The organism is Aminobacter aganoensis, from assembly GCF_014206975.1.
GTDB classification, from domain to species: Bacteria; Pseudomonadota; Alphaproteobacteria; order Rhizobiales; family Rhizobiaceae; genus Aminobacter; species Aminobacter aganoensis.
Genome location: NZ_JACHOU010000013.1, coordinates 63,777 through 88,333, shown reverse-complemented (window position 1 = coordinate 88,333; position 24,557 = coordinate 63,777). Strand labels below are relative to the sequence as shown.

Here is a 24,557-nt window from a genome sequence, read left to right as displayed (position 1 = left end):
GGCTCTGCCGACTACTCACCGCTCCCCAATTCACTACTCACTACTCACTACTCACTATTCACTATTCGCTCCCCGCAATCCCGGAGTTCTCTCCGCACCATGCCCTACCTCTCCCCCATCTCCCCCGGCCTTTCCTGGTACGAAGACACCGCCGGGCCGCGACCTGAGTACCCGGCGCTCGACGGCGATCGTCAGGCCGACGTCGTCATCATCGGCGGCGGTTTTACGGGGCTTTCGGCGGCGACGCATCTGGCCAAGGCCGGCACCAATGTCGTGCTGATCGAGGCGCACCGCTTCGGCGACGGCGCCTCGGGGCGCAATGGCGGCCAGCTCGGCACCGGGCAGCGGGCGTGGGCGGAAGAGCTCGAGGGCGAATACGGCTTCACTCGCGCCAAGGCGCTGTTCGACCTCGCCGAAGACGCCAAGGCGCATCTGCTGGAATTCTCGGCGGCCAACGGCATCGACATCGACTACATGCCCGGACAGATGTCGGTGGCGCACAAGCCGCGCTATGTCGACGACTACAAGGCCCATGCCGAGATCATGGCCAGCCGCTTCAACTATCCGCACATCACCTTCATGGACGCGAAGGAGACGGCGGAGCGGCTCGGCTCGACGCATTATTACGGCGGTACGCGCGACACTGGAACGGGCCACATCCACCCGCTCAAGCTGGTGATCGGGACTGCACGCGTGGCCGCCGCCGCCGGCGCTCACATCTTTGAAAACACGCAATCGACCGGGATCACCTCGCAGGGCGGCAAGGTGCGGGTGACGACGCCCAACGGCACCATTACGGCGCAGAAGTGCCTGATCGCGGTCAACGCCTATGGCGGCAAGCTGGAGCCGATCAGCGCATCGCACATCATGCCGATCGGCTCGTTCATCGGTGCGACGGTGCCGCTGGGCACGGATTCGAAAGTGATCCCGGGCGGCGAGTCGGTCGACGATTCGCGCTTCGTGGTGCGCTATTTCCGCAAGTCCAGGGACGGCCGCCTCCTGTTCGGCGGACGCGAGATCTACGGCGTCAACGACCCCAAGGACATCCACATCCACATCCGCAAGCAGATCGCCGAGATCTATCCCGCGCTGAAGGACGTCGAGATCACCCACGGCTGGGGCGGCTATGTCGGCATCACCGTGCCGCGCAAGCCGTTCGTGCGCGAGGTGATGCCGAACGTCATCTCCGTCGGCGGCTATTCCGGCCATGGCGTGATGCTGTCGAACTTCTTCGGCAAGCTCTACGCCGAGACCATCGCCGGCAACCGCGACCGGCTCAAGCTGATCGAGGAGTTGAAGACACCGCCCTTCCCCGGCGGCCGTCGTTTCCGGACGCCGCTGCTGTTCCTGGCGCTCAACTGGTTCGCGCTGAGGGACCGGATCTAGCCAGGCACCAGGCTCGCCCCTCGCGGCAATCGGGAACCTTTTCCGGCAGGCCGCGTCCAATGGCATGAAACTGCCAACGCCCAGACTATCCGACGTCTGGCGTTCCTTGGCGGTGACGTTGGCCCTGCCCCGGGGTATATGACTAGCACCATGTGCCGCATGATCGGCATGGCGCCAGCATAGGTCCACAAGGGACGGGTTTGCCCGACGGACCAAGAGATGGAGGCGACGACATGCAACTCGCGATGCTGCAACAGCAGGTCGATCTCGACAGGTTTCGTGACGAGGAGTTGGTGGCGCTGGCGCGCCAAGGGGGCGAGAACGCCATCCGCGTGCTCATCAAGCGCAACAACCAGCGGCTTTTCCGCGTCGCCCGCACGGTGACCCGCGATGACGCGGAGGCGGAGGACGTGGTCCAGGAAACTTACGTCAAAGCGTTTACCAAGCTCGACAGCTTCAAGGGCGACGCATTGTTTTCGACATGGATCACCCGGATCGCGCTCAACGAAGCGCTCACCCGCATCCGCAAGCGACGGCCTGTCGCCGAACTGGAGGAACTGGACATCGCTGCCGCAGCCACCGGAGGCCAGGTAATCATGTTTCCGACATCGCTGACCCCGCCTGGCGCCGACGCCGAACTCGCTCGCGGGCAAGCGCGCGAACTGCTCGAACAGGCAATCGACGAATTGCCGGAGACCTTCCGCCTCGTCTTCATATTGCGCGATGTCGAGGAAATGAGCATCGAAGAGACGGCGGCACAGCTCTCGATCAAGCCCGAGACCGTCAAGACACGCCTGTTTCGGGCGCGCCGGCTGATGCGGACCGCCATCGAACGAAGACTGTCGACGGGCTTTGCCGAATTGTTCCCGTTCAATGGCTGGCGCTGCGAACGCATGGCCGACCAGGTGGTCGAGCGGCTGCGCGGAGAAGCCTAGAGCTTCCTGACGATGACGCTGCCGGCGGAATAGCCGGCGCCGAAAGAGCAGATGACGCCGAGGCTGCCCGTCGGCAGATCGTCGGAGAATTTCGAGAACGCGATGATCGAGCCGGCCGACGAGGTGTTGGCGTAGTCCTGCAGCACGTTGGGCTGCTCCTCGCGGCTCGGCTCGCGGCCGAGCACCCGTTGGCCGATCAGGTCGTTCATGCCCTTGTTGGCCTGGTGCAGCCACAGCCGCGACAGGTTTTGGGGCTCGATGCCCTGGTCGGCGAGATGGCTTAGCATCAGTTCCGCCACCATCGGCACCACCTGCTTGAAGACCTTGCGGCCCTCCTGGTGGAACTGCATGTCGCGGCGATCGGCCATGTGGCCTTCGCGGGTGCGGCGCAGGAAGCCGTTGTTGTTGCGGATGTTGTTGGAGAATTCGGTGAGGCAACGGGTGGCCAGCACCTCGTAGGCGTTGCCCGCCTTCACCCCGTCGGCGCGCTGCAGCACGACGGCGGTGCAGACATCGCCGAAAATGAAGTGGCAGTCGCGGTCGCGCCATTCCTGGTGGCCGGAGGTGATCTCGGGATTGACCATCAGGATCGCCCGGGCCGAGCCGGTGCGGATCATGTCCGATGCAAGCTGGATGCCGAAGGTCGCCGAGGAACAGGCGACGTTCATGTCGAAGGCAAAACCCTTGATGCCGAGCGCCTGCTGCACCTCGATGGCGATGGCCGGATAGGCGCGCTCGTGGTTGGAGGCAGCGCAGATGACGGCGTCGATGTCGGCGGCGGTCAGGCCCGCCTTCTTCATCGCCTTGTCGGCCGCCTTGACCGAAATCTCGGCCATCAGCGACAACTCGTCTTCGGCGCGCTCGGGCAGCACCGGATGCATGATGCCGGGATCGAGGATACCGAACTTCGACATGACATGACGGCGCTCGATGCCGGAGGCCTTGACGATGAACTCCTCCGACGACATCGCCATCGGCTCGCGCTCGCCGGCCTCGATGGCGTCGGCATGGAGCTTGTTCTGGCGGTGGGCATATTCGTTGTAGGAGGCCACCAACTCGGAGTTGGTGATGACTTCCTCCGGCGTGAAGATGCCGGTACCGCTGATCGCAACCCTGTGCATGGCGTTTCCTGCTGGTTTTCAACCATTGGAATAGGGCTCCGACATCGCCGGTCAAGCTTTGTCGCCCCGATTTCAGGCCGAAACGCGGTTACCCCGCGGCAGAAAACGCTCAGATGCAGCGCCCGCCATCGACTTCCATGGCCACGCCGGTGATCAGCGAGGCCTCGTCGGAGACGAGGAACAAGGCGGCATTGGCAATGTCGAGCGGCGTCGAAAAGCGGCCGAGCGGGATCGAGGCCTTGAACTTCTCGCGGATCTCGGGCGTGTCCTTGCCCATGAATTTTTCCAGCATGCCGGTTTCGCCGGCGACCGGGCACAGGCAATTGACGCGGATGTTCTTGGGGGCCAGTTCGACCGCCATCGACTTGGTGGCGGTGATCGCCCAGCCCTTGGAGGCATTGTACCAGGTCAGCCCCGGCCGCGGCCTGAGGCCCGCCGTCGAGGCCGTGGTCAGGATCGCGCCGCCGCCCTGGCGTTCCATGATCGGCACGATGGCGCGCGCCGAATGATAGATCGCCTTCATGTTGACGGCGGTGATGAGGTCGAAGACGTCTTCCTCGACATCGACGAGATCACCATTGCGGTGGGTGTAGCCGGCATTGTTGACCATGATGTCGATGCGGCCGAAGGCGCTCTTGGCGGCATAGACCAGTTCGTCGAATTCGGAACGCTGCGAAACGTCGGTGGTGACCGCAATCGCATCGTTGCCGATTTCGGCGGCGACCCGCTCGGCCTCCCTGGAATTCAGGTCGGCGACGACGACCTTGGCACCTTCCTCGGCAAAACGCCTCGCCATGCCCTCGCCGAAGCCGGCCGCCGCGCCGGTGATGATCGCAACCTTGTCCTTGAGACGCATGATCTTGCCGCCCTGTCGATTTTCTTCACGTCCGATCTAGCGGTCGTCACAGTTCATCGCAATGCTGGGCACGAAATCGTGCGCCCTATGCACTGGGCCAGAGGCTTCGCATTGGAAACGGCAGCGGCGAAGCCTTATGCTCGGCGGAGGCGATCCCGGGACGAAAACGAAACTGTGACACCGGGGCACTGGCGTTTTTAAATCGATTAGCATATATCGGTCGGCGACATCACGACCGTCCTGGAAACGGATAGAACATGACAAGCCAGATCATCCCCGTCGATCCTTTCGACTTCATCATTTTCGGGGGCACCGGCGATCTGTCGGAGCGCAAGCTGCTGCCGGCGCTCTATCACCGCCAGCGCGACCACCAGTTTTCCGAGCCGACCCGGATCATCGGCGCGTCGCGCACCAAGATGGACGACAAGGAATTCCGCGCCTTTGCCAAGAAGGCGATCTCCGACCATGTGAAGCCGGAATATATCGAGGAAGCCGAGCTCAAGACCTTTCTCGACCGGCTGAGCTACATCACCGTCGATGCCAAATCCGGCGACGGGTTTGGCGAGTTGAAGAAATCCATCGGCGACAGCAAGCGCATCCGCGTCTTCTATCTCGCGGTGGCGCCAAGCCTGTTCGGCGACATCTCGGACAACCTCAAGGCACACAAGCTGGTGACCCCGGATTCGCGCATCGTCGTCGAGAAGCCGATCGGCCGCGACCTCGAGTCCGCCAGGGCGCTGAACGACATCATCGGCGACGATTTCGGCGAGCACCAGATTTTCCGCATCGACCACTATCTCGGCAAGGAGACGGTGCAGAACCTGATGGCGCTGCGCTTTGCCAACGCGCTCTACGAGCCGCTGTGGAACTCCGCCCATATCGACCACGTGCAGATCACCGTGGCCGAGACCGTCGGACTGGAGGACCGCGTCACCTATTACGACAAGGCGGGCGCGCTGCGCGACATGGTGCAGAACCATATCCTGCAACTGCTCTGCCTCGTTGCCATGGAGGCGCCTGCCTCGATGGACGCCAATGCGGTGCGCGACGAAAAGCTGAAGGTCCTCAACGCGCTGAAGCGGGTCAACGGCAACGAGGCGCCCAAGCAGACCGTGCGCGGCCAGTACCGCGCCGGCGCCTCCGCCGGCGGTCCGGTCAAGGGTTACATCGAGGAGCTGGGCGCCGAGAGCACGACCGAGACCTTCGTCGCCATCAAGGCCGAGATCGCCAACTGGCGCTGGGCCGGCGTGCCGTTCTACCTGCGCACGGGCAAGCGGCTGGCGTCGCGCGTCTCGGAAATCGTCATCGAGTTCAAGCCGATCCCGCATTCGATCTTCGGCGAAAGTGCGGGGCCAATCTTCAACAACCAGTTGGTCATCCGCCTGCAGCCAGACGAAGGCGTCAAGCAGTTCATCATGATCAAGGATCCGGGTCCGGGCGGCATGCGCCTGCGCCAGATCCCGCTCGACATGAGCTTCGCCCAGTCGTTCGACGGCCGCGCGCCGGATGCCTATGAGCGGCTGATCATGGACGTGGTGCGCGGCAACCAGACGCTGTTCATGCGCCGCGACGAGGTCGAGGCGGCGTGGAAGTGGATCGATCCGATCCAGAATGCCTGGGAAGGCAGCCGCCAGGAAGCCCAGGGCTACACTGCCGGCACCTGGGGCCCGTCGGCCTCGATCGCGCTGATCGAGCGCGACGGCCGCACCTGGCACGAGAGCAATTGAGCGCCATGGCTGGCATTTCGCCCCACTGGAACGAGTTTGCGACGCGGGACGAGCTGGCGGCCTCGCTGGCAAGCACCGTGGCCAAGGTACTGCGGGCGGCGATCGGGCGGCGCGGTGAAGCGTTCCTCGCCGTCTCGGGTGGAACGACGCCCGGCCGCTTCTTTGCCGCACTGTCGAAAGAGGCGCTCGACTGGAGCAAGGTGACGGTGACGCTGGTCGACGAGCGTTTCGTGCCGGAGAGTTCGCCGCGTTCGAATGCGGCACTGGCCAAGGCCAAGCTGCTGCAGAACCAGGCATCCGAGGCACGCTTCGCGCCGCTGTTTCACGAGGCTGCGACGGTCGAGAAGGGCGCCGATCTTGCCGATACGGACATCCGCGCCCTGCCCTGGCCGCTCGATGCGACGATCCTGGGCATGGGCGGCGACGGCCACACGGCTTCGTTCTTCCCGGATGCGGACGGGCTCGACGCCCTGCTCGACCCGGCGTCGACGCGCATCGTCATGCCGGTCCATGCCGACAGTGCGGGTGAGCCGCGGCTGACGCTGACGCTGCCCGCCTTGGTTGGCGCGGGACTTGTCGTCGTCCACATCGAAGGCGCGGAAAAGCGCAGCGTCATCGAGGCGGCGCTGGCGGCGGAGACGGGCTTGCCGATCCGTGCCGTGCTCGACCGGGCGCCCCGCGCCGCCGAGATCTACTGGGCGCCCTGAGACGGGCGCCGGCGTCAGCGGCGTCCGAATGGCGCTGCGACGCGTTGAACACGGCATGACCTTCAAGGGCCATGCCCCAGGCCCGACGCTCCTCCCGGTTCGGGCCCCGAGTTGAAAGGACTGATGTCATGACCGCTAGGAACGATATCCAAGCCATCACCGATCGCATCCGCGAGCGCTCGCGGGTCAGCCGCGAGATTTATCTCGGCCGGGTCGATGACGCCGCCGGCAAGACGGCCAACCGAGGCGTGCTGTCCTGCGGCAACCTCGCCCATGGCTTCGCCGTGTGCAGCCCCGCGGAAAAGGTGGCGCTTGGCGGCGACAAGGTCGCCAATATCGGCATCATCACCTCCTACAACGACATGTTGTCGGCGCATCAGCCGTTCGAGACCTATCCGCAGCTGATCAAGGACGCGGCGCGCGAGGCAGGCGGCATCGCCCAGGTGGCGGGCGGCGTGCCGGCGATGTGCGACGGCGTCACGCAAGGCCAGCCGGGCATGGAGCTGTCACTGTTTTCGCGCGACGTCATCGCCATGTCGGCCGCCATCGGGCTCAGCCACAACATGTTCGACGCCGCCGTCTATCTCGGCGTCTGCGACAAGATCGTGCCGGGCCTGGTGATCGCGGCGCTGACCTTCGGCCACCTGCCCGCGATCTTCGTGCCGGCCGGGCCGATGACCTCGGGCCTGCCCAATGACGAAAAGGCCAAGATCCGCCAGCTCTATGCCGAGGGCAAGGTCGGCCGCGCCGAACTGCTGGAGGCCGAGTCCAAGTCCTATCACGGCCCAGGTACCTGCACCTTCTACGGCACCGCCAACTCCAACCAGATGCTGATGGAGATCATGGGCCTGCACACGCCGGGCGCCTCCTTCGTCAATCCGGGCACGCCGCTGCGCGACGCGCTGACGCGCGAGGCTGCCAAGCGGGCGCTGGCGATCACCGCGCTCGGCAACGAATACATCCCCGCCGGCCGCATGATCGACGAGCGCTCTGTGGTCAACGGCGTCGTCGGCCTACATGCCACGGGCGGGTCGACCAACCACACAATCCACCTGATCGCGATGGCCGCGGCCGCCGGCATCCGCCTGACCTGGCAGGACATTTCCGACCTGTCGGACGCCGTGCCGCTGCTGGCACGCGTCTATCCGAACGGGCTTTCCGACGTGAACCATTTCCAGGCAGCGGGCGGTATGGGCTTCCTGATCCGCGAACTGCTCGATGCCGGACTGCTGCACGAGGATGTGCAGACAGTGTGGGGCGAAGGCCTGCGTCCCTATGCGGTGGAGGCCAAGCTCGGCGCCGACGGCTCGGTGGTGCGCGAGGCCGCCCCCGAGATAAGCGGCGACGAGAAGGTTCTGGCCCCTGCCACCAAGGCGTTCCAGCCGACCGGTGGGCTCAAGGTGCTGGGCGGCAATCTCGGCCACGCCATCATCAAGACGTCCGCGGTGAAGCCGGAGCGTCGCATCATCGAAGCGCCGGCACTGGTGTTCGACAGCCAGCAGGGCCTCAACGACGCCTTCAAGGCCGGGCTGCTCGATCGCGACTTCGTCGCCGTCATCCGCTTCCAGGGCCCCAAGGCCAACGGCATGCCGGAACTGCACAAGCTGACCACCGTGCTCGGCATCCTGCAGGACCGCGGGCACAAGGTGGCGCTGGTCACCGACGGCCGCATGTCGGGCGCCTCCGGCAAGGTGCCGGCCGCGATCCACGTCACGCCGGAAGCGCTCGAGGGCGGTCCGATCAGCCGTGTCCATGACGGCGACATCGTCCGGCTGGACGCCGAAGCGGGTACGCTGGAAGTGCTGGTGCCGGCCGGCGACCTGGCGCTGCGCCCGGCGCCTGTCTGCGACCTCTCGGGCAACGAACATGGCATGGGACGCGAGCTGTTCGCCGGCTTCCGCCAGATGGCTGGCCGCGCCGACCACGGCGCGAGCGTTTTCGGGACGGCGTGACCCAGCTTGCAAGTAAGGCAGTTCTGCCTTACTTTTTGGCCAGAGGTGCGCCATGCAAACGCTTACGGTAACGTCGAAAGGCCAGATCACGGTCAGGAAAGAGGTGCTGAAGCACCTCGGCGTCAGGCCTGGCGACAAGATCCTTCTGGATCTCGCGCCAGACGGCAATGTCGTGCTCAAGGCAGCACCGCAGAAACGACATGGCATCGAGGTCATCTTCGGCATTCTTCACGATCCCAACCAAGCACCTTTGACCATTGAGGAAATGAACAGGGTCATCGCAGACGGCTGGGCCGGCAAACGGTGAAAGTCGCCGTCGACACCAATGTGCTCGCCCGCGCCATGCTCGCCGACCACCCTGGCCAAACACGTGTGGCACAAGCACTGCTGGCCGATGCCGAATTGGTCGTCATTCCCCTGATCATCTTCTGCGAGCTTGTCTGGGTTCTGGGGAGCCGGGGCGTCGCGCGCTCATCGATTGCCCAAAGCATTGAAAGCCTGTTGAACTCGCGCCAGGTCGCCGCCGATCAGGCCGCCGTGGCTGCGGGCCTTGCTCACATGCGGGCTGGCGGAGACTTCGCCGATGCGGCGATGGCACACGAGGGCTACAGAGGGGGCGCCGAACAGTTCGCCACGTTCGACAAGAGGGCTGCCCGCCTTCTAACCGCCGAAGGAAGGCCGGTGGCCTTGCTGAAGGGCTGACCGAATAGCCGCCACGTCCTCGAAACGTCCTTACTACTTCGCCGCCTCGCAAGACAACACCGCCGGTGCATCCTCGCCCTTGGTCAGGTCGTAGAGGTCAGCGTTGTCGCCTTTCGTCCACCAGACGTAGTTTTGGCCGGCATATCTGGCTCCGCTGCCGCTCAACACGGTGACGGCGACGACCGTCCGGTCGCCGAGCGTCAGCACGACGAGCGCGTTGTCGCCGGCGTTGATGTACTCAGCCTTCACGGACTGGTCGCCGCATTCGTAGCCGACGACGTTGCGTTCGACCGGGGCATCGCCCGGCAGGTCGAGCGTGACGGTGGAAGCCATCGCGGCATTGGTCGCAGCAGCAAGCATGATGACGGTGAAGATCGAGCGCATACGGCCTCCTGGTTGCTTGCGGGCAGACGATAGCATGAGCCCGATGCCTGCCGAAGCCACAGCCTCGGCAGGCAGCTTGGGTGCGAATTACGCGCCGTTCCTGGCCACGTCGGCGAAAAACCCTTCCGGACTCTCCACTTCGACCAGCCGCCGCTTCTCGATTTTCCAGAAGCGGTTGCCCGTAGCGCGGACGAAGCTGCGGTCATGCGACACCAGCAGGCAGCTGGCCTCGTGCTTCAGCAGTTCCGCCTCCAGCGTCTCTTGCCCGTCGATGTCGAGATGGTTGGTCGGCTCGTCGAGCAGGTAGAAGTTAGGGTTGGTGAGCCTGAGCACCAGCATGCCGAGCCGAGCCTTCTGGCCGCCCGACAGGCGGCCAATCGGGTTCGACTGCATGTCGACGGTCATGCCTGCGCCGGCAAGCAAAGTGCGGGCGCGCTGCTCGCCGAGCTCGAAGCGGCGCGTCAGCACCTCCAGCGGCCTGTCCTTGTCGGCAAGGTCGGACAGGCCCTGGTCGCCATAGCCCAGAACAAGCGACGGCGTCGCCTTGATGCCGTCGACCGCGACATCGGGCTGGGCTATGGCGCGACGGAGCATATTGACCAGCCGCGTCTTGCCGGTGCCGTTGCGGCCGAGCAGGACGATGCGGTCGCCCTGGCGGACCCACAGCTTGCCGGTCCGGAACAGCGGCGTGCCGTCGGGCGTGGTGACAGGGGCGTCGTCGAGCGTCACCAGCACCTTGGCGTGGGTGCCCCGGTTGGCGAGCTTGATGCTGCCGGCCGAACGCTCCAGATGGGCCGGCCGGGCGCTGTCCTCGATGCGTTCGGCCCTCTCCTTTAACTGCTTGGTCTTGACCACCAGAAGGTCGCTGCCGGAATTGATGCCGATGTTGTTGAGCTTGGCTGCCTGGCGACGCAATTGCTGCGCCGTCTTCATGTCCTTCTCAAAGCGCCGCGCGTCCGAGGCGTCGATCCCGTCGAGCGCTTCGCGTGCCCTGGAATAGGGCAGCGAGAAGGCTTGTGAATTCTCCGGGCGGAGGAACAGCGTCCTGTTGGTCACGGCGTCGAGGAAGGCGCGGTCGTGGCTGCAGATCACCACCGGCACGTCGCGCGGCAGGGCGTTGAGCCAGCCTTCCAGCTGTCCGATGCGGGCCAGGTCGAGATGGTTGGTTGGCTCGTCGAGCAAAAGCACATCCGGCTCGGTCACCCAGACGCGTGCCAGGAGCACGAGGCGCTGCCAGCCGCCGCTCAGCCTGGACAGTTGGCGCTCGCGCAGCTCTTCAGGGACGTCGAGTTCGCCAAGCACAACGTCGACACGCCAGCTCTCGCTGTCGACCTGGTCGGCCGGCAGGGCCTGGAGCACGGCATCGTAGAGCGTTGCGTCCAGAAGCTTCGCCGGGACGTCCTGCTCGACATAGCCGACGCGCAGGCCGCGCGAGCGGGTGATGTCGCCGGCAGTGGGCTCGAAGCCGCCGGATATCGCTCGCAGCAACGTGGACTTGCCGCGGCCATTGGCAGCGACGATTCCGAGCCGGTCGCCCGGCTCGATGGAAAGATTGAGATTGGAAAAAAGCGGAGCACCGAGCGTTACGCCAAGCGACCTCAGATTGATCAAAGCCATGTTCGTTCTCTGGTCTGTCCGGACCGTCGCCTGCACCTTCACAAGGTGCATCAATGGGGAACCGGGTCCGGCGGGAAATTCACGATGCGGACGCACGAGCGAACGGCTCAGCGCTGCATCACCACGAAGGGCAGACCGGTAAAGAGAACAGCTTCAGTAAGACTGGCGTCTCGTCCGAGGTCAGCCCTGCAAACGCATTTGCAGGGCGTGGACGGGGCCGCGCTGGCGGTGGAGATAAAAATGCTCGATCACGCAGCCCTCCTTTGTCGTTCGAGTTGCGCCGCCTTCATAGCCGCAAAGGCAGCGCGAGACAATCCTACTGCACGGTCAGCTCGGTGCGCTCGCCTGCCTTGACGCTGGCGGAGCCCTCTTTCTTGCCGGCATCGCCCAGGTCGGCCTCGACGACATAATCGCCCTCAGGCAGCGTCGCCTGGTGCTTCTGGTCGTAAGCGTAGCCGAATTCCTTGCGGTTGCCCTGGATGTCCTTCCTGGCGGCGTAGACCCGGATCTCCTTTGCCCCGGGAGCATCGATCGCCAGAACGCCGGCACCGAGCACGGCGGTCACGTCGCCAGCCTCGCCGACACGAACGTTGAAGGGCTGTTCGGCCTCGGCCTGATCCATGCGCGCTACGGCGACATAATCTCCGGCCGGCAGGTCGAACTTGTTGTCCGGCCCGTAGCCATAGGTGACCTGCTCGCGCGTGCCGTCGATCTTCTTCTTCGCCTTGTAGACCCTGACATCGAGGCCACCGGCATCGACCTTGTCGCCGCCCTGCGCATAAAGCGCGTTGACCACCACGCGGCCGACGCCGGCGATGATGTCCTTCTCGACGGTCTGGCCGGCGGCGAGCTGGATCGTCTCGTTGGCCTCGCCCTGACCGATGGTGACCTTCACCTTGGTCTCGCCGGCGGGCAGCACGATCTTGGTCTCGCCGTAATAGGTGGCCGGATGCGACGCGCCGGGGAAATCGAGAACGACGGCCGCACCGGTGTTGATGTCGCCACCGTCGCTGGGACGGGGCCTGACGATCAGCGTGCCGGCATTGAGCACGAAGAGCGGCTTGTAGGCCTGGCCGGCCTCGACCTTCAACGGCTGTTCGACGGCTGCCTCGCCGAGCGTCGCGCGGATGACGTAGTCGCCCGGCTCGAGCGATCCCTTGTAGTTGTTGTATTCGGTGGTCAGGCGTTCGCCCTTGGTGCCGTCGGCGTTGGCCTTGTAGATTTCCCAGGCATTGCCGGCGTCCTTGAGGGCTGCTGCGCCCTCGGCCAGCGCCAGTTCGGGCACGAAGTTGAATTCGGGCTTTGCCGGCTCGGGGGCGGGTGCCGGTGCTGGAGCCGGCGCAGGCTCGGCGACGGTCTGGGCGAGCGCGTCCTCCAGGCCTTTCGCATCGGACGCCTGGATGTACTTGCCGCCGGTGTTTTCGGCGAGGCAGGCGACCTGCCTGCCCTCTTCCGCCGTCAGGCCGAAGCCGACGACATGGGCGGTGAAATCGACGCCGGACTGCTCAAGCTCCTTGCCGAGCGCGCACGGGTCGGCGCTGCAGGTCTCCAGCCCATCGGTGATGAGAATGACGGTCGCCTTGTCCTCGGTGTATTTGAGGTCCTCGGCGGCCTGCTTGACGGCGGCGGAAAGCGGTGTCTTGCCGAGGAACTTCATGCTGTCGGCGGCAGCGGTGATGGCGCTTGCCGAACCGGACGCCGGCGGCACCACCAGCTCGATGTCGGAACAGCTGCCTTTTTCGCGGTGGCCATAGGCCATCAGGCCAAGCTCGGTGTCGGCGGGGATGGTGGTGAGCACCGAGCGGAGCGCCTGGCGGGCGATCTCCAGCTTGGGCTTGCCGTCGATCTGGCCCCACATCGAACCCGAGGCGTCGAGCACGATGATGGCGCGGTCGGCGGCCTGAGCCGACATCGCTCCGCCCAGCACCAGTGCAGACGCCAGGATGGTACGCAAAAACGACTTCATGCTGCCCCTCGCCGATTCAGCCCGTTTGTTCGAGGAAGCTAAACTTGGGGCCCGCCGCTGACAACCCTGGCAGCGCTCAATAGGTCGTCCGGCGCTCTTCACTCGGCGGGCGACCGAATTGCAACCGGTAGCTCTGGGCGAAATAAGAATGCGAGGTGAAGCCGGTGGCGATCGCCACGTCGAGGATCGGCATGTTGGTCTGGCGCAGCAACTCGCGGGCGCGCTCCAACCGGAGCCGCATGTAGTAGCGGCCGGGCGTGACGTTGAGGTGGCGCAGGAACAGCCGCTCGACCTGGCGGACCGACAGGCCGGCGGTCTTGGCCAGTTGCACCGCCGACAAGGGCTCGTCGAGATGGTCGGCCATCAGTTCGACGATGCGCTTGAGCTTGTCCGACTTGCCGGTGAGGTCGCGCTCGGGGCCGACGCGCTGGCGGTCGCCGGCGGAGCGGATGCGCTCGTGCTGGAACTGGTTGGCGACCTCGTTGGCGAGGTTGGCGCCGAAGTCGCGCTTGATGATCTCGAGCATCAGGTCGATCGAGGTGGTGACGCCGGCGCAGGTGTAGCGCTTGCGGTCGATCTCGAAGACGTTGTTGGTGCACTCGATGTCGGGAAATTTTTCCATGAAGCCGGCACGGTTTTCCCAGTGGATGGTGCAGCGGTAGCCGTCGAGCTGGCCGGCCTCGGCAAGAAGGTAGGAGCCGACCGAGAGTGCGCCCAGGGCAGCGCCGCGCCGGCCCCATGAACGCAGCGCACCGAGCACCTTGCTCTTGCCGGGGAATTCGGTTGTGACACCGACGCAGACGAACATGATGTCGACCGCGGGCACGTCGGCGACCGAATAATCGACCTTGAGCGGCAGGCCGTTGGAGGCGATGACCGCCTCGCCATCGGCAGACACTGTGGTCCAGCCGTAGACGTCGCGGCCGAGCAGCCTGTTGGCCGAGCGACAGGTGTCGATCGCCGCGACCAGCGAGAACATCGAGAACTTGTCGACGAGCAGGAAAGCGAACTGGCGGCCTTCGGGGTGAGGTTCTGACATGCGGCCAAACCTACAGAAGATGCCGATGTGGGCAAGGAAGCGGCGCCGCGATCAACAACGCCGCCGACATGTCTCAGAGGCCCTTGTATTCGAGGCCGGCGTGGCGATGCGCCGACACCAGCGTGTTGGCCATCAGCATGGCGATGGTCATCGGGCCGACGCCGCCCGGCACCGGCGTTATGGCGCCCGCGTTCTTTTCGGCGGACGCGAACTCGACGTCGCCGACCAGCCGCGACTTGCCCTCGCCCTTCTCGGGCGCCGGAATCCGGTTGATGCCGACATCGATGACGGTGGCGCCCGGCTTGACCCAGTCGCCCTTGACCATCTCCGGCCTGCCGACGGCCGCCACCAGGATGTCCGCGGTGCGGCAGAGCGCCGGCAGGTCCCTGGTGCGGCTGTGGGCGATGGTGACGGTGGCGTTGGCCGCAAGCAGCAGATGGGCCATCGGCTTGCCGACGATGTTGGAGCGGCCGACGACGACGGCACTGAGGCCCGACAGGTCCTTGCCGTGCTTGCGCTCGATCAGCAGCATCGAGCCGAACGGCGTGCACGGCACGAGCGCGGTGTCGACCTCGCCGGTGGCGAGCTTGCCGACATTGATGAAGTGGAAGCCGTCGACATCCTTGTCGGGCGCGATGGTCTGGATGATCTTGCCGGCGTCGATATGGCCCGGCAGCGGCAGCTGGACGAGGATGCCGTGGATCGACGGATCGACGTTCAGCGCCTCAACCAGCGCGACGACGTCGGCCTCGGACGTATCGGCGGCGAGCGTGTGCTGGACCGACAGGAAGCCGCACTCCTTGGCGGTGCGCGACTTGTTGGCGACATAGACCTGGCTTGCCGGATCCTCACCGACGATGACCACGGCCAGGCCGGGTTTCACGCCGTGCGCGGCAAGGGCGGCCGCTGATTTCTTGACGCCTTCGACAACCTCTGCCGCGACAATCTTTCCGTCAATGATCTCAGCCATGTTCACTCCATATGCAGGCACTGTTGGCGCGGCATTGTCATCAAAATTTCGACCCGCAACCTCGCCATTGCGGCGTCCGGTGCCGTAAACTCGAAACCGCAGCGCAGAATTTTCAGAAGTAGCGGCGCGAACGGCGCTCGCGCAACTGGTTTAGCTCCTTGCGCACCTCGCGCAGGCTTTCGCTGATTTCGTCGATCTGGCTGCGCGGCGCCGCGGCCTCGGCTGGCGGCAGGTCGCTCGCGGGTGCCGTGGGAGCCTGTGGCGGCGCTGGCGGCCAGGGATGATATCCGGAGGCAGCCGGCGGGTAGGCGTAGGGCGCCGCGTAACCCGTGGGCGGAGGACCATAGCCGGGTTGCGTATAAGGCGGATAGGCCGGCGCGAAGCCAACATGCTGTGCCGGCGGCGGCACCTGGGCCGACAATGACGGCGCGGCAGGCGCGGCCGCAGCGGCCGCGAACGGCTCTGCTGCCTGGGCCTTCGATGGCGATGCCGGCTCAGCATCCAGCCTTGGCGCAGGGGCCTCGGCGGGATCGGACGGCCGGCGACTTTCGTTGTCCTGTTCGGCGCGGCGCGGCGCGGGCCGGGTCCGGGCGCGACGATTGGCTGTTTCCCGCAGGCTTTCGAGTGCCCCGCGCAGACCACCGAGGCCGATGCCAATCGCAAAACCGGCCAGCATGCCCGCCAGCGAGATCATGGCGCGCGACGGTCCCGTCGATTCCAGCGGCGGCGAGGCAACCGAGATGACGCTGACATTGGCCGAGTTGATGTCCTTCTGCTCGCCGGTCTCGCGTGCCCTGAGCAGGTACTGTTCATAGACGGCACGCTTGGCGGTGACGTCGCGGTCGAGTTCGCGCAAGGTGACCAGCTCGTCGGCGACCTCGCCCTGGCGTACCTTGAGCTGGGCCAGCCGGGCTGCGAGTTCCTGCTCGAGCTGGACGGCCCGCTTGAGCTCGACCTGGATGGAGGCCGCGACGCGGCGCAATTCGGTTGAGATGCGTTCACGGGCGCCGCTCAGCTGGGCCTCGACGGCGAGACGCTCGGGGTGACGCGGGCCGAGCTTGACCGCGGCCCGGTCGGCCTCCTGGGTGAGTGCCGCATACTGCGCGCGAAGTTCGGTGATCGCCGGCGAATTGATCGCCTCGGGCAAGGCGCCACTCAGCACGGAATCGATGCCGAGGTTGCGGGTCGAGGCGGCCCGGGCATTCAGTTCCAGGGTGCGCGAACGCGCAGCGGTCAGCTGGTCGTTGACGCGCTGGATCTCGTCGTCGGTGATCAGCCGCCCCTGCGGATCGATGAGATCGTTCTCGGCCTTGAAGGTCTCGACCTTGCGCTCGGCGGCCTCGACCGACTTGCGCAATTCATCGAGGCGGGCGTTCAGTTCGTCGGTCGCACGTCCGGCGCTGCCGGACTGCAGCTCGCCGTAGGTCTGCATGAAGACCTCGGTCATGGTGTTGGCGATCAGCGCCGATTTCTCCGCGCTCTCGGTCTTGGCGCCGACCGAGATGACGAAGGTCTTGCCGCCGCGCTCGACGGTCAATGCTTCGGCGAGATGGGTGGTCGCCAGCGTGTGCCTGTTGTCGACGGCGCTGCTCCCGGCGTCGCCGGAAGATACCAGCGAGCGCACCAGGGACCTGACATCGATACCGCTGCCACCGGCGGTGCCGTTGAATTCCGGATCTTCGGCGAGATTGAGCTTGTCGACCACCTTGGTCAGCACGGTGCCCGAGGTCAGCACGCGCACCTGGTTCTCGACGATGGCCAGCGTCGCCTCCGACGACAGGCCGCCCTCGATCAGTTCGCGATCGGTGAGTTTCAGGTTGCGCGGATCGACGATCATCTCGGACCAGGCCTGATACATCTTCGGCATGGACAGAGCGATCGCAACGCCGGCAAGCGCGCCGAGAAGCGTGGTCGACGCAATCAGCAGCTTGGAGCGGCCGATGCCGCCGATAACCTTCATCGGGTCGATCAAGGGCTTCCAGCGCATGTCGTCAGGGTCGTTCCGTTCGTCCAACGACTGGATGGCATCCACCGGCGGTTCAGCCGCGCCGACGATTGCCGGCGCCACGACCGGCTGGGACGGACCGAGCAGCCTCGCGCGCCAGCCGCCGATCAGCGAAGACGGGGCAGGCTCGATCGGATCGTCGACAGACTGGGTTGGAGCGTGGGTTCGCACTGTGTGCGTGTCGGCAGCCATTTCGGCGGCGCGCTGCGCTTCGGAATGACGCGCGGCAATCTCCGCCTCCCGGCGGATGCGAGCCATGCGATGGCGCGTCGCCGCGTCCTGCGCGTCGACTTCCGGATGCTCGTCCGTGCTCATCGACAGCAGCGAGGCGCCCTGGCGCTTGGGAGCCGCATCGTCCTGGGCCAGCGCAAGCAGCGATCCCTTGCGCCTCCCATCGTCGCGGTTCCCGGAATCGGCCATGTCTTGGGTTGCTTCCATGCACTGTGACGGATCAAGCGTCCGGTTCTTAACCCAAGCTAAACAGGCATGGGAAACAAAAGGTTAATTTTCTCGCTCAATGGCCCGGGGGGGGGCGCTGGCAAAACCGCACATTAAGCTTTGCTCCCTATCCTGCGGCCGGATCATGACCCAGGCCAACGACATACCGCGCGTGCCGCTGCGCGACCGTATCGGCAGTTTCCTTTCGGAACGGCGCGCGCTCCTGCGCGACTATTTCTCGGCAGTCAGCGGCTCGGCGGGTCGGCTGATCTTCTCGCTGATCTATTTCGTGGCACTGGCCAACACCTTGTCCATCGCCGATTTCGGCCTGTTTGCCACGGCGTCCGCTGCCGGCGTGATGCTGTCGCGCACCCTCGCCTTCGGCTTCATCTCTGCCCTCTACCGCACCGCCACGATCAGGCCTCGGCTGATCGGAAGCTATACCGCCGGTTTCCTGATGCTGGCGCTCCTGTCGCTGCCGGTGCTGGTGGCGGCCTCGGCGCTGACCTGGCTGCTGTTCTTTTCCACCACCCTGCCGGCTGGCATCTTTGCCATCGTCATCTTCGCCGAAGCGCTGTTGTGGCGACCGGTCGAGGTGGCGATGATCGTCAACAACGGCCTTGGCCGTTTCGGCCGCGCGGCGACGCTGGCGATCCTGACGGCAGCGATCAAGGCGGCGGCCGCCGCGCTGTTCGTCTTCTGGCCGACACCCACCCTCGAGGCCTGGGCCTGGTTCTACGTCGCCTCGAACGTCGTTTCGCTCGCCCTTGCCTTCGGCGTCTTCTACCCGCGCCAGAAGCTTCGGCTGACGCCATATCTCTACTGGCGGCGGCTTTCCGATTCGATCTATGTCGCCAGCGCGGAAGTGCTGTTCTACCTGCAGATGGAGTTCGACAAGCTGCTGGTGCTGGCTATGGGCGGCCCACATCTCGCCGGCATCTATGCCATCGTCATGCGGCTGGTCGACCTCACCGCCATCCCAATCCGCACATTCTCGATGATGCTGGTGCAGCGGATGATGCGCGCGCCGCAGATGCTGGAGCGGCTGAAGGTCAAGATCGGCATCGAGGCCGGAATTCTGGTCGTCTCGACATCGGCGCTGCTGTTCCTCGCCGTGGTGCTGCATTTCTATCCCAATTTCCTGGGCAGGAACGTTTCCGAGGCAGCGCCGCTCGTCGGCCTGGCCCTGTTCGTGCCGGCCTTGCGCAACCTCGTCGAATATCACGCCGAACTGCTGTTCGCGCGCGGGCAGACGCTGATCCGCGCCGGCAACCTGGCGCTGCTCGCCGCCCTCAAGGCGGCATTGCTGTCGAGCCTTTTGCTGCAGGTCGCCGACACGCAAACCCTGGTGTGGTCGCTGAACGGGATGTTCGCGCTGCTCTATCTGGCGTCAGCGGCGGTGACATACACGGCACTGCGCCGGCCAGCCAAGGCGATCTAGATCAGGCGCCGACCAGCTTCCTGATCCGGCCGAGATCGGTGCCGATGAAGGACTGCATGCCGATCGCCACCTGCTCGGGCGACATCTCGGCAACGAAGGCCTCGAACTGGGCATCCGACAGCGGAGTGCCGGTCCAGTGGACGCGGCAGAATTCCTCGGAACCGTGGAAATGTCCGGCGCCGCCGGCGATTTCGTCAACGAAACGGCCGTAGATCATGCATTCGGAAAATCGGCGCCGCGCCGACACCGCCTCGACCCAATGCCGGCCGCTGACCTGTTCGATACGGGCAAGCATGTCTCGCACGCTCGAACGGCGCCAGGCGATCAGGGTCGAGATGTAGTCGTGCGATGAGATTTCAGGCGCCTCGAGCCCGAGCACGGCGGCGGCGTTGCGCGACCAGACATGGTGGTTTTCATGGCCGGGGCGAAGCAATGCGTCGTCGCGACGGAACAGGCGCACCTTGTCGTCGCGCCAGAAGCGGGCACAGTCGAACGGCCTGAGGAAGGCGACGTCGGAATCGACGTAGACGAGCGCCGGCTGCTCGATCCGCTCCGCGATGGCGATGCGGCGCAGTTGCTGCACATGCCAGCCACGCAATGGCGGCGCCTTGAGGCTGAGCCAGATGCGGCGCTTGAACAGGCTCGTCGGATCGGGAAAGTCCCGCAGCCAGGACGGCAGCAGCTCGCGCTCGTCGATGACGGTGCGGCGGCGACTTTCCAACTGGCGGAACAGCGCCACGTCGCGGTGTTCGACCAGCAGGTAGTGGTGCGACGCACCGGTGACATGGCGGTCGACCGTCTCGCACAACAGGCGGCAACGCTCGAAATCGGCAGCGTAGCTGGCCGTCACCAGCGCCGCGTCGGCGACAACAGGCGTGCCGCTTGCGTTCAAGAGCAATCCCCGGCCAGTTTCTGACGCAGCACGCGAAGCAGGAAAAGCGGATTGCCGACGATGTAGCGCCGCCACAGCCGCCCGGGCTCGATGACCAGCCGGAACAGCCATTCGAGGCGTAGCCGGCGCATCCACGCCGGCGCGCGCGGCACCGACCCGCTGAGGAAATCAAGCAGAGCGCCGACGGCGATCGGCACTGTGCAATGCTCCGGCCGCAAGTTGCGGGCGATCCAGAATTCCTGGCGCGGCACGCCCATGGCGACGAGCAATATGTCGGGCCTCAACGCCGCCAGGGAGGCGATGATCGCAGGCTCTTCCTGGGCGGTGAAAAATCCGTCGTGGATGACGACAAACCGGTGCTGCGGCGCGATCTCGCTGAGGCGCGCAGCGGCCCGTTCGGCGTTCTCGCGCGATGCACCGAGCAGCGCCACCGTCAGCGGCTTGTCGGCCGCCACGAGCAAGGCAGGCACGAAATCGGTGCCATTGAGGTTGGCCGGAAACGGCGCGCCGTAGAGCCAGCGTGCTGCGATGTCGACGCCGATGCCATCGGCCAGGACCAGAAAGTCGTCGAGTGCTGCGGCAAATTCCTTGTCGGAACAGGCAACATTGGCGTTGTGGGCATTGAGGAATCCGACCTTGGTAAAGGTCTTTTCCCGGATGAACCCGGACAACAGCGAGACGGCCTCATCTCGCCGCAGGCTGGCGACGCGGATGCCCAGGATGCGCCGGAACGTTGCAACCGGTTTGGAGATTGTCATGCTCAAGCGGCAACCTCGCGCGTGCCGGCGCCAAGCGTGGCGAGCCCGAGCGCTACAGCACGATCGAGGGCCGCGATCTGCCGACGATGGAAATCGCTGCCGTCGACGTCGGCCACGGCTTGATCGACAGTTTGTTGGAGCGCCCTGGCGAAGGCGGCGGGGTCATCGGTCATGATGCAGTTCCGAGGCTTGTGGGCGATGCCGCGCAGCGAATGCGCCGTCGCCACCGACGGCAGGCCGAGTTCGAAGGTCTCGATGGTCTTGAGCTGGACGCCGCTGCCGGAAGTGCTGACCAGCGGGATGACAGCGGCACTCCGGACGAAGGCCTGGGCATCGGGCACGCGACCGACGAAGCTGACGCCCGGATGCGGCGAAGACACGCCAGCCGGGACGCTGCCGGCGATGTGAATGCGGAAATCGGCACGCAGATGCGGCACCACCTTGCCCAGGAACCAGTCGAGGCCGATGCGGTTTGGCTCCCAGGTCCAGGTGCCGATAAGCCCCGCGTCGCACTCGATCCGGCGCGTGCCGGTCGCAGGCGGCAGATCGGAACGGGTGACCAGCGGGAGCGCCACCGAGCGTGTTTCGGAGGCGACGCCGAGTTCGGCGCGGTCCTCCTCGGCCAGCGTGAAGACGAAACGCGCATTGCGGCACAGTCGCTTCTCGATGACCTCGAGCAGCCTCGCCTCTCGGCGGAACAGGATGCGCTGGAAGGCGCCCCGGGCGGCCTGCGAATTTTCCGTCGCGGATCGGAACTCGACATTGTGGGCGACGAAGATCGAGGGCTTGTCGCGAAAGGCGTCTTCGAACGCAGCCGCCATTTGAACCGAATTGAGGATGTAGCCATCGAACGGCCCGGCGGCCGCGATCGCCTCGCGCACCCTTTCCTCGGGGATCACGCGCAGCTTGGCCGAAGCGAATGTCAGGCCGGAGGCAACGGCACTGGCCAGCCATGCAAGCTTGCGCGGCAAGGGCGCGGTATCGGTGCGCACGTCAAGCGAACCGAGCAGGATGGTGTTTTCCGGGTCGGATGGCGCCTTGCCCGGCCAGCCGAAGCCGAGCACGGTCACGCGCACGCCGTTGCGGCGCAGCGCGTCGATGATCGCCTGGTTGGCGATCTCGTAACCCGAGGAAAGCGCTCCATCGGGTACGATAGATGTGGCAAACAGCACATGCATCACAATAGATTCCTGTCCCACGGCTAGCAGGCTGCGGTGAAGTCTTCATTAAGCAATCTGGTCGTTGTCCTGCAAACGCCACTGGCGCACAGCCTCCGGAGCGCCATTATTTAACTGACCGTTATCGTGCCGATGCTAGGCAAGGGCATCACAAGAACCGGCGTTTTTCCATGACCGTCCTGCCACCACTCAAGTCCGTGACCATCGCCGGCCAATCGCCTGCGCTGGCCAATGACGCCGTGGACGTGGTGGTGACGCTGCCGACCTTCCGCCGGCCACAGCAATTGCTGGCAACGCTCGATTCGCTCGCCAGGCAAAAGACGGCACGCCGCTTTGCGGTCATCGTCATGGAAAACGACGACGAGGGTCGCGAGGGCCTGAACGCGGCGCTGCCCCTGTTCGAGAGCGGCAAGATGGCCGGGATGGTGATCATCGCCCATGAGCGCGGCAATTGCAGCGCCTACAATGCCGGCTGGCACACGGCACTTCTGCAGTTTCCGAATTTCACCCAGCTCCTGGTGATCGACGACGACGAACTGGCCGATCCCTTGTGGCTGGAAACAATGTGCAGCACGCAACTGCGTCTCGACGCCGACATCGTGGGGGGGCCGCAGCTCCCGGTGTTTGCCGACCCGGCTCACCAGGCCTGGGCGACGCATCCGGTGTTTGCACCGCCCTACTCGACCACAGGCCCGGTGCGGGCGCTGTTTTCATCGGGCAACCTGCTGCTCACCCGAAGCGTGCTGCTGGCGATGGGACCGCCCTTCCTCGATCTGCGCTTCAACTTCATGGGCGGCGGCGATTCGGATTTCCTCAGCCGGGCCGCCCGGCGCGGCTTCAGGCTCGCCTGGTGCGCCGAAGCCAAGCTGTTCGAGAACGTGCCGGCGCGGCGCGTCGAGGCCGACTGGATCCGGGCACGCGGCCTGCGCAACGGCGTCATCTCGACGCTGGTCGCCAAGAAGCGGTATTCCGGGGCGCCGCTGGCCAATACACGGGTGTTCCTGAAGAGCCTGACACTGCTGATCTTCTCGCCCTTGCGCGCGCTGCTGCGGCTGATCTGGACCGGCTCGCCTTCGGTCGCCGCCTACCCGATCCATGTGGCGCTGGGCCGCGTGCTCGCCGATTTCGGTTATGCCAATGAGCAATATCGGCAGCCTGAAAAGAACTGAGGCGGCGCCGCTGTCGGCGGCGTTCACCAGTTCGGGCGTCGCCACGGCGATCGCGACGGTGCTGCTGACCGTGGTGATCGTGTCGTTCCGCCCATTCCAGCCGGCGGGCGCCGATGTCGCCGGCGGCGGCGACATCGTCAACCAGCTCGGCTTCGGCTCGCTCGGCGGAGTTTCGATCCTTGCGCTCCTGACCTTGGCCGCTCCTGACCGGCTGCGCGCGCTGGCAAGCCTGCCCTGGGCGATCCTGCTCTGCTTCTTCATGATTTCGGTGCTGACGGCCACCGATCCAGGTTCTGCCTTCCGTGCCGCGTCGTTTACCCTGATCGGCATCCTGGCCATGGCGACCGTGCTGGCGCTGCCGCGCGACGGCGATGCCTATTCGACGGTGCTCGCTGTCTCGGGACTCGTCGTCGTCGGGCTCTGCTACGCCGGCGTGGCGCTCAATCCGAGCGTGGCGATCCACGGCGCCGACGGCGTCGAGCCGCAGCATGCCGGGCTGTGGCGTGGCGCGTTCTCGCACAAGAACATCGCCGCCCCGGTCATGGCCTGCTACAGCTTCGCCGGCATCTATCTGTTCCGGCGCGGCTGGCACCGGTCAGGCGCCATCCTGTTCGCCGCCGCCATGTTCTTCATGGTCCATACCGGTTCCAAGACCACGGCCGGCCTGGTGCCGCTGTCGATCATGGTCGTCATCCTGCCTGGCCTGATCGGCATGCGACTGGGCGCAACGGTGCTGTTTGCAACGGCGATCATCGGCACGGCGCTCGCCACGCTGGGCATCGTCTTCATCGATCCGCTGAAGGACCTTGCCGCCTATTTCGTCCCCGACCTCACCTATACCGGCCGCACCACCCTGTGGGCCTATGCCGGCGAGATGCTGGCCCGGCACCCCTGGTTCGGCTACGGCTACGAAAGCTTCTGGGGCACGCCGCTGCTGACCGAGAGCGAGCGCGCCTTCGACCAGGACTGGGACATCCGTGCCATCGTGCACGGCCACAACGGCTATCTCGACCTCGCCGTGCTGATGGGCATCCCGGCGCTGGTCACGGCGATCTACGCTTTCCTGATCGCCCCCTTGCGCGACTACATGCGCATTCCGCTGACCAAGGAAAATGTCTTCCTGGGCGACATGTTCATGATGGTGGTGCTGTTCACCGCGCTTAATGCCTTCCTGGAGAGCTTCTTCTTTCGCCGCGCCGACCCGGTCTGGCTGTTCTTCGTCTTCGGCGTGCTGGGGTTGCGGCTGGTGTCGCGCGTCGTGATCCGCAAGGCGTGATCCTGGGCCCTTGATCCCGGCCGGCGGGCGCGACATTC

The 24,557-nt window shown here is 65.4% G+C and carries 21 protein-coding genes; 10 read left to right on the top strand and 11 right to left on the bottom strand.

Translation table 11 applies throughout. The annotated features are described in order from the left end of the window. Nucleotides 1-99 precede the first annotated feature (99 nt). Together GGR00_RS20615 and GGR00_RS20610 are read left to right on the top strand one after the other, a co-directional pair. Nucleotides 100-1,386: an NAD(P)/FAD-dependent oxidoreductase gene (locus GGR00_RS20615; RefSeq protein WP_184700761.1), complete on the top strand. Its 1,287-nt coding sequence runs from the start codon at nucleotides 100-102 to the stop codon at nucleotides 1,384-1,386. Between the two features lie 233 nt (nucleotides 1,387-1,619). Beyond that, nucleotides 1,620-2,321, top strand: coding sequence for an RNA polymerase sigma factor (locus tag GGR00_RS20610; protein WP_184700759.1), 702 nt, complete (start codon nucleotides 1,620-1,622; stop codon nucleotides 2,319-2,321). Here GGR00_RS20610 and GGR00_RS20605 read toward each other — a convergent pair. Further along, a complete protein-coding gene (locus tag GGR00_RS20605) occupies nucleotides 2,318-3,442 on the bottom strand; it encodes a beta-ketoacyl-ACP synthase III (protein ID WP_184700757.1) in 1,125 nt (374 codons plus the stop codon). The two genes, GGR00_RS20610 and GGR00_RS20605, sit on opposite strands and share 4 nt — an antisense overlap. 109 nt (nucleotides 3,443-3,551) lie before the next feature. After that, complete coding sequence (locus GGR00_RS20600; protein WP_184700755.1) at nucleotides 3,552-4,298, bottom strand: SDR family oxidoreductase; 747 nt, start codon at nucleotides 4,296-4,298, stop codon at nucleotides 3,552-3,554. A gap of 257 nt (nucleotides 4,299-4,555) precedes the next feature. Between GGR00_RS20600 and zwf the strand changes: the two genes are divergently transcribed. From zwf to GGR00_RS20575, 5 genes are all read left to right on the top strand, one after another. Next, nucleotides 4,556-6,025: a glucose-6-phosphate dehydrogenase gene (gene zwf, locus GGR00_RS20595; protein WP_184700753.1), complete on the top strand. Its 1,470-nt coding sequence runs from the start codon at nucleotides 4,556-4,558 to the stop codon at nucleotides 6,023-6,025. Nucleotides 6,026-6,030: 5 nt separating this feature from the next. After that, on the top strand, nucleotides 6,031-6,732 hold the full coding sequence (pgl, locus tag GGR00_RS20590; RefSeq protein WP_184700751.1) for a 6-phosphogluconolactonase: 702 nt from the start codon (nucleotides 6,031-6,033) through the stop codon (nucleotides 6,730-6,732). A gap of 128 nt (nucleotides 6,733-6,860) precedes the next feature. Continuing rightward, nucleotides 6,861-8,684 (top strand): phosphogluconate dehydratase, encoded by a 1,824-nt coding sequence (gene edd / locus GGR00_RS20585; protein WP_184700749.1) that lies wholly within the window; start codon nucleotides 6,861-6,863, stop codon nucleotides 8,682-8,684. 52 nt (nucleotides 8,685-8,736) lie between these two features. Further along, a complete protein-coding gene (locus tag GGR00_RS20580; protein ID WP_184700747.1) occupies nucleotides 8,737-8,991 on the top strand; it encodes an AbrB/MazE/SpoVT family DNA-binding domain-containing protein in 255 nt (84 codons plus the stop codon). Next, nucleotides 8,988-9,386: a PIN domain-containing protein gene (locus tag GGR00_RS20575; protein WP_184700745.1), complete on the top strand. Its 399-nt coding sequence runs from the start codon at nucleotides 8,988-8,990 to the stop codon at nucleotides 9,384-9,386. Before GGR00_RS20580 ends, GGR00_RS20575 begins: the two co-directional genes overlap by 4 nt. A 33-nt stretch (nucleotides 9,387-9,419) precedes the next feature. Here the strand turns inward: GGR00_RS20575 and GGR00_RS20570 are convergent, their stop codons facing one another. The 6 genes from GGR00_RS20570 to GGR00_RS20545 form a co-directional block, all read right to left on the bottom strand. Beyond that, nucleotides 9,420-9,770, bottom strand: a complete 351-nt coding sequence (locus GGR00_RS20570; protein ID WP_184700743.1) for an MliC family protein — start codon at nucleotides 9,768-9,770, stop codon at nucleotides 9,420-9,422. Nucleotides 9,771-9,857: 87 nt separating this feature from the next. Further along, nucleotides 9,858-11,387 carry an ABC-F family ATP-binding cassette domain-containing protein gene (locus GGR00_RS20565; RefSeq protein ID WP_184700741.1) on the bottom strand — a complete coding sequence of 510 codons (1,530 nt, stop codon included), beginning with the start codon at nucleotides 11,385-11,387 and terminating at the stop codon, nucleotides 9,858-9,860. Between the two features lie 316 nt (nucleotides 11,388-11,703). Continuing rightward, nucleotides 11,704-13,353, bottom strand: coding sequence for a vWA domain-containing protein (locus GGR00_RS20560; protein WP_184700739.1), 1,650 nt, complete (start codon nucleotides 13,351-13,353; stop codon nucleotides 11,704-11,706). Nucleotides 13,354-13,429: 76 nt separating this feature from the next. After that, a complete protein-coding gene (locus GGR00_RS20555) occupies nucleotides 13,430-14,392 on the bottom strand; it encodes a GlxA family transcriptional regulator (protein ID WP_055977999.1) in 963 nt (320 codons plus the stop codon). A gap of 73 nt (nucleotides 14,393-14,465) precedes the next feature. Next, the gene (gene folD, locus GGR00_RS20550; RefSeq protein ID WP_055977995.1) at nucleotides 14,466-15,362 is read right to left on the bottom strand and encodes a bifunctional methylenetetrahydrofolate dehydrogenase/methenyltetrahydrofolate cyclohydrolase FolD; all 897 of its coding nucleotides are present in this window, start codon (nucleotides 15,360-15,362) and stop codon (nucleotides 14,466-14,468) included. 112 nt (nucleotides 15,363-15,474) lie between these two features. After that, nucleotides 15,475-17,787, bottom strand: coding sequence for a GumC family protein (locus GGR00_RS20545; RefSeq protein WP_184700737.1), 2,313 nt, complete (start codon nucleotides 17,785-17,787; stop codon nucleotides 15,475-15,477). A 163-nt stretch (nucleotides 17,788-17,950) separates the two neighbouring features. Here GGR00_RS20545 and GGR00_RS20540 point away from each other — a divergent pair, with 163 nt between their 5' ends. Further along, nucleotides 17,951-19,246, top strand: coding sequence for a lipopolysaccharide biosynthesis protein (locus GGR00_RS20540; RefSeq protein ID WP_184700735.1), 1,296 nt, complete (start codon nucleotides 17,951-17,953; stop codon nucleotides 19,244-19,246). A gap of 1 nt (nucleotide 19,247) precedes the next feature. On the opposite strand, the gene GGR00_RS20535 is transcribed toward GGR00_RS20540, so the two are convergent. Genes GGR00_RS20535 through GGR00_RS20525 form a run of 3 tightly spaced genes read right to left on the bottom strand, consistent with a single transcriptional unit; the run spans nucleotide 19,248 to nucleotide 22,074 of the window. Then, entirely contained in the window at nucleotides 19,248-20,249 is a 1,002-nt protein-coding gene (locus GGR00_RS20535) for a DUF6492 family protein (protein ID WP_377863800.1), read from the bottom strand. Continuing rightward, nucleotides 20,135-20,896, bottom strand: a complete 762-nt coding sequence (locus GGR00_RS20530) for a WecB/TagA/CpsF family glycosyltransferase (protein ID WP_055977986.1) — start codon at nucleotides 20,894-20,896, stop codon at nucleotides 20,135-20,137. Before GGR00_RS20530 ends, GGR00_RS20535 begins: the two co-directional genes overlap by 115 nt. Nucleotides 20,897-20,898: 2 nt before the next feature. Next, nucleotides 20,899-22,074, bottom strand: coding sequence for a glycosyltransferase (locus tag GGR00_RS20525; protein WP_055977983.1), 1,176 nt, complete (start codon nucleotides 22,072-22,074; stop codon nucleotides 20,899-20,901). Between the two features lie 170 nt (nucleotides 22,075-22,244). Here GGR00_RS20525 and GGR00_RS20520 point away from each other — a divergent pair, with 170 nt between their 5' ends. Then, nucleotides 22,245-23,243, top strand: coding sequence for a glycosyltransferase family 2 protein (locus GGR00_RS20520; RefSeq protein WP_184700733.1), 999 nt, complete (start codon nucleotides 22,245-22,247; stop codon nucleotides 23,241-23,243). After that, nucleotides 23,212-24,519 (top strand): O-antigen ligase family protein, encoded by a 1,308-nt coding sequence (locus GGR00_RS20515; protein WP_055977975.1) that lies wholly within the window; start codon nucleotides 23,212-23,214, stop codon nucleotides 24,517-24,519. The genes GGR00_RS20520 and GGR00_RS20515 overlap by 32 nt, the downstream gene beginning before the upstream one ends. Nucleotides 24,520-24,557 lie beyond the last annotated feature (38 nt).

Excerpts from the sequence above, each read along its gene's own strand:
- GGR00_RS20580 (WP_184700747.1), top strand. The coding sequence starts at position 8,737 with ATGCAAACGCTTACGGTAACGTCGAAAGGCCAGATCACGGTCAGGAAA.
- GGR00_RS20555 (WP_055977999.1), bottom strand. The coding sequence starts at position 14,392 with ATGTCAGAACCTCACCCCGAAGGCCGCCAGTTCGCTTTCCTGCTCGTC.
- GGR00_RS20535 (WP_377863800.1), bottom strand. The coding sequence starts at position 20,249 with ATGGCTGTTCCGGCTGGTCATCGAGCCCGGGCGGCTGTGGCGGCGCTA.
- GGR00_RS20515 (WP_055977975.1), top strand. The coding sequence starts at position 23,212 with ATGAGCAATATCGGCAGCCTGAAAAGAACTGAGGCGGCGCCGCTGTCG.
- GGR00_RS20545 (WP_184700737.1), bottom strand. The coding sequence starts at position 17,787 with ATGGCCGATTCCGGGAACCGCGACGATGGGAGGCGCAAGGGATCGCTG.
- GGR00_RS20520 (WP_184700733.1), top strand. The coding sequence starts at position 22,245 with ATGACCGTCCTGCCACCACTCAAGTCCGTGACCATCGCCGGCCAATCG.
- GGR00_RS20530 (WP_055977986.1), bottom strand. The coding sequence starts at position 20,896 with ATGACAATCTCCAAACCGGTTGCAACGTTCCGGCGCATCCTGGGCATC.
- GGR00_RS20600 (WP_184700755.1), bottom strand. The coding sequence starts at position 4,298 with ATGCGTCTCAAGGACAAGGTTGCGATCATCACCGGCGCGGCGGCCGGC.
- GGR00_RS20560 (WP_184700739.1), bottom strand. The coding sequence starts at position 13,353 with ATGAAGTCGTTTTTGCGTACCATCCTGGCGTCTGCACTGGTGCTGGGC.
- GGR00_RS20615 (WP_184700761.1), top strand. The coding sequence starts at position 100 with ATGCCCTACCTCTCCCCCATCTCCCCCGGCCTTTCCTGGTACGAAGAC.
- folD (WP_055977995.1), bottom strand. The coding sequence starts at position 15,362 with ATGGCTGAGATCATTGACGGAAAGATTGTCGCGGCAGAGGTTGTCGAA.
- GGR00_RS20525 (WP_055977983.1), bottom strand. The coding sequence starts at position 22,074 with ATGCATGTGCTGTTTGCCACATCTATCGTACCCGATGGAGCGCTTTCC.
- GGR00_RS20565 (WP_184700741.1), bottom strand. The coding sequence starts at position 11,387 with ATGGCTTTGATCAATCTGAGGTCGCTTGGCGTAACGCTCGGTGCTCCG.
- zwf (WP_184700753.1), top strand. The coding sequence starts at position 4,556 with ATGACAAGCCAGATCATCCCCGTCGATCCTTTCGACTTCATCATTTTC.
- GGR00_RS20610 (WP_184700759.1), top strand. The coding sequence starts at position 1,620 with ATGCAACTCGCGATGCTGCAACAGCAGGTCGATCTCGACAGGTTTCGT.
- GGR00_RS20605 (WP_184700757.1), bottom strand. The coding sequence starts at position 3,442 with ATGCACAGGGTTGCGATCAGCGGTACCGGCATCTTCACGCCGGAGGAA.
- GGR00_RS20570 (WP_184700743.1), bottom strand. The coding sequence starts at position 9,770 with ATGCGCTCGATCTTCACCGTCATCATGCTTGCTGCTGCGACCAATGCC.
- pgl (WP_184700751.1), top strand. The coding sequence starts at position 6,031 with ATGGCTGGCATTTCGCCCCACTGGAACGAGTTTGCGACGCGGGACGAG.
- edd (WP_184700749.1), top strand. The coding sequence starts at position 6,861 with ATGACCGCTAGGAACGATATCCAAGCCATCACCGATCGCATCCGCGAG.
- GGR00_RS20540 (WP_184700735.1), top strand. The coding sequence starts at position 17,951 with ATGACCCAGGCCAACGACATACCGCGCGTGCCGCTGCGCGACCGTATC.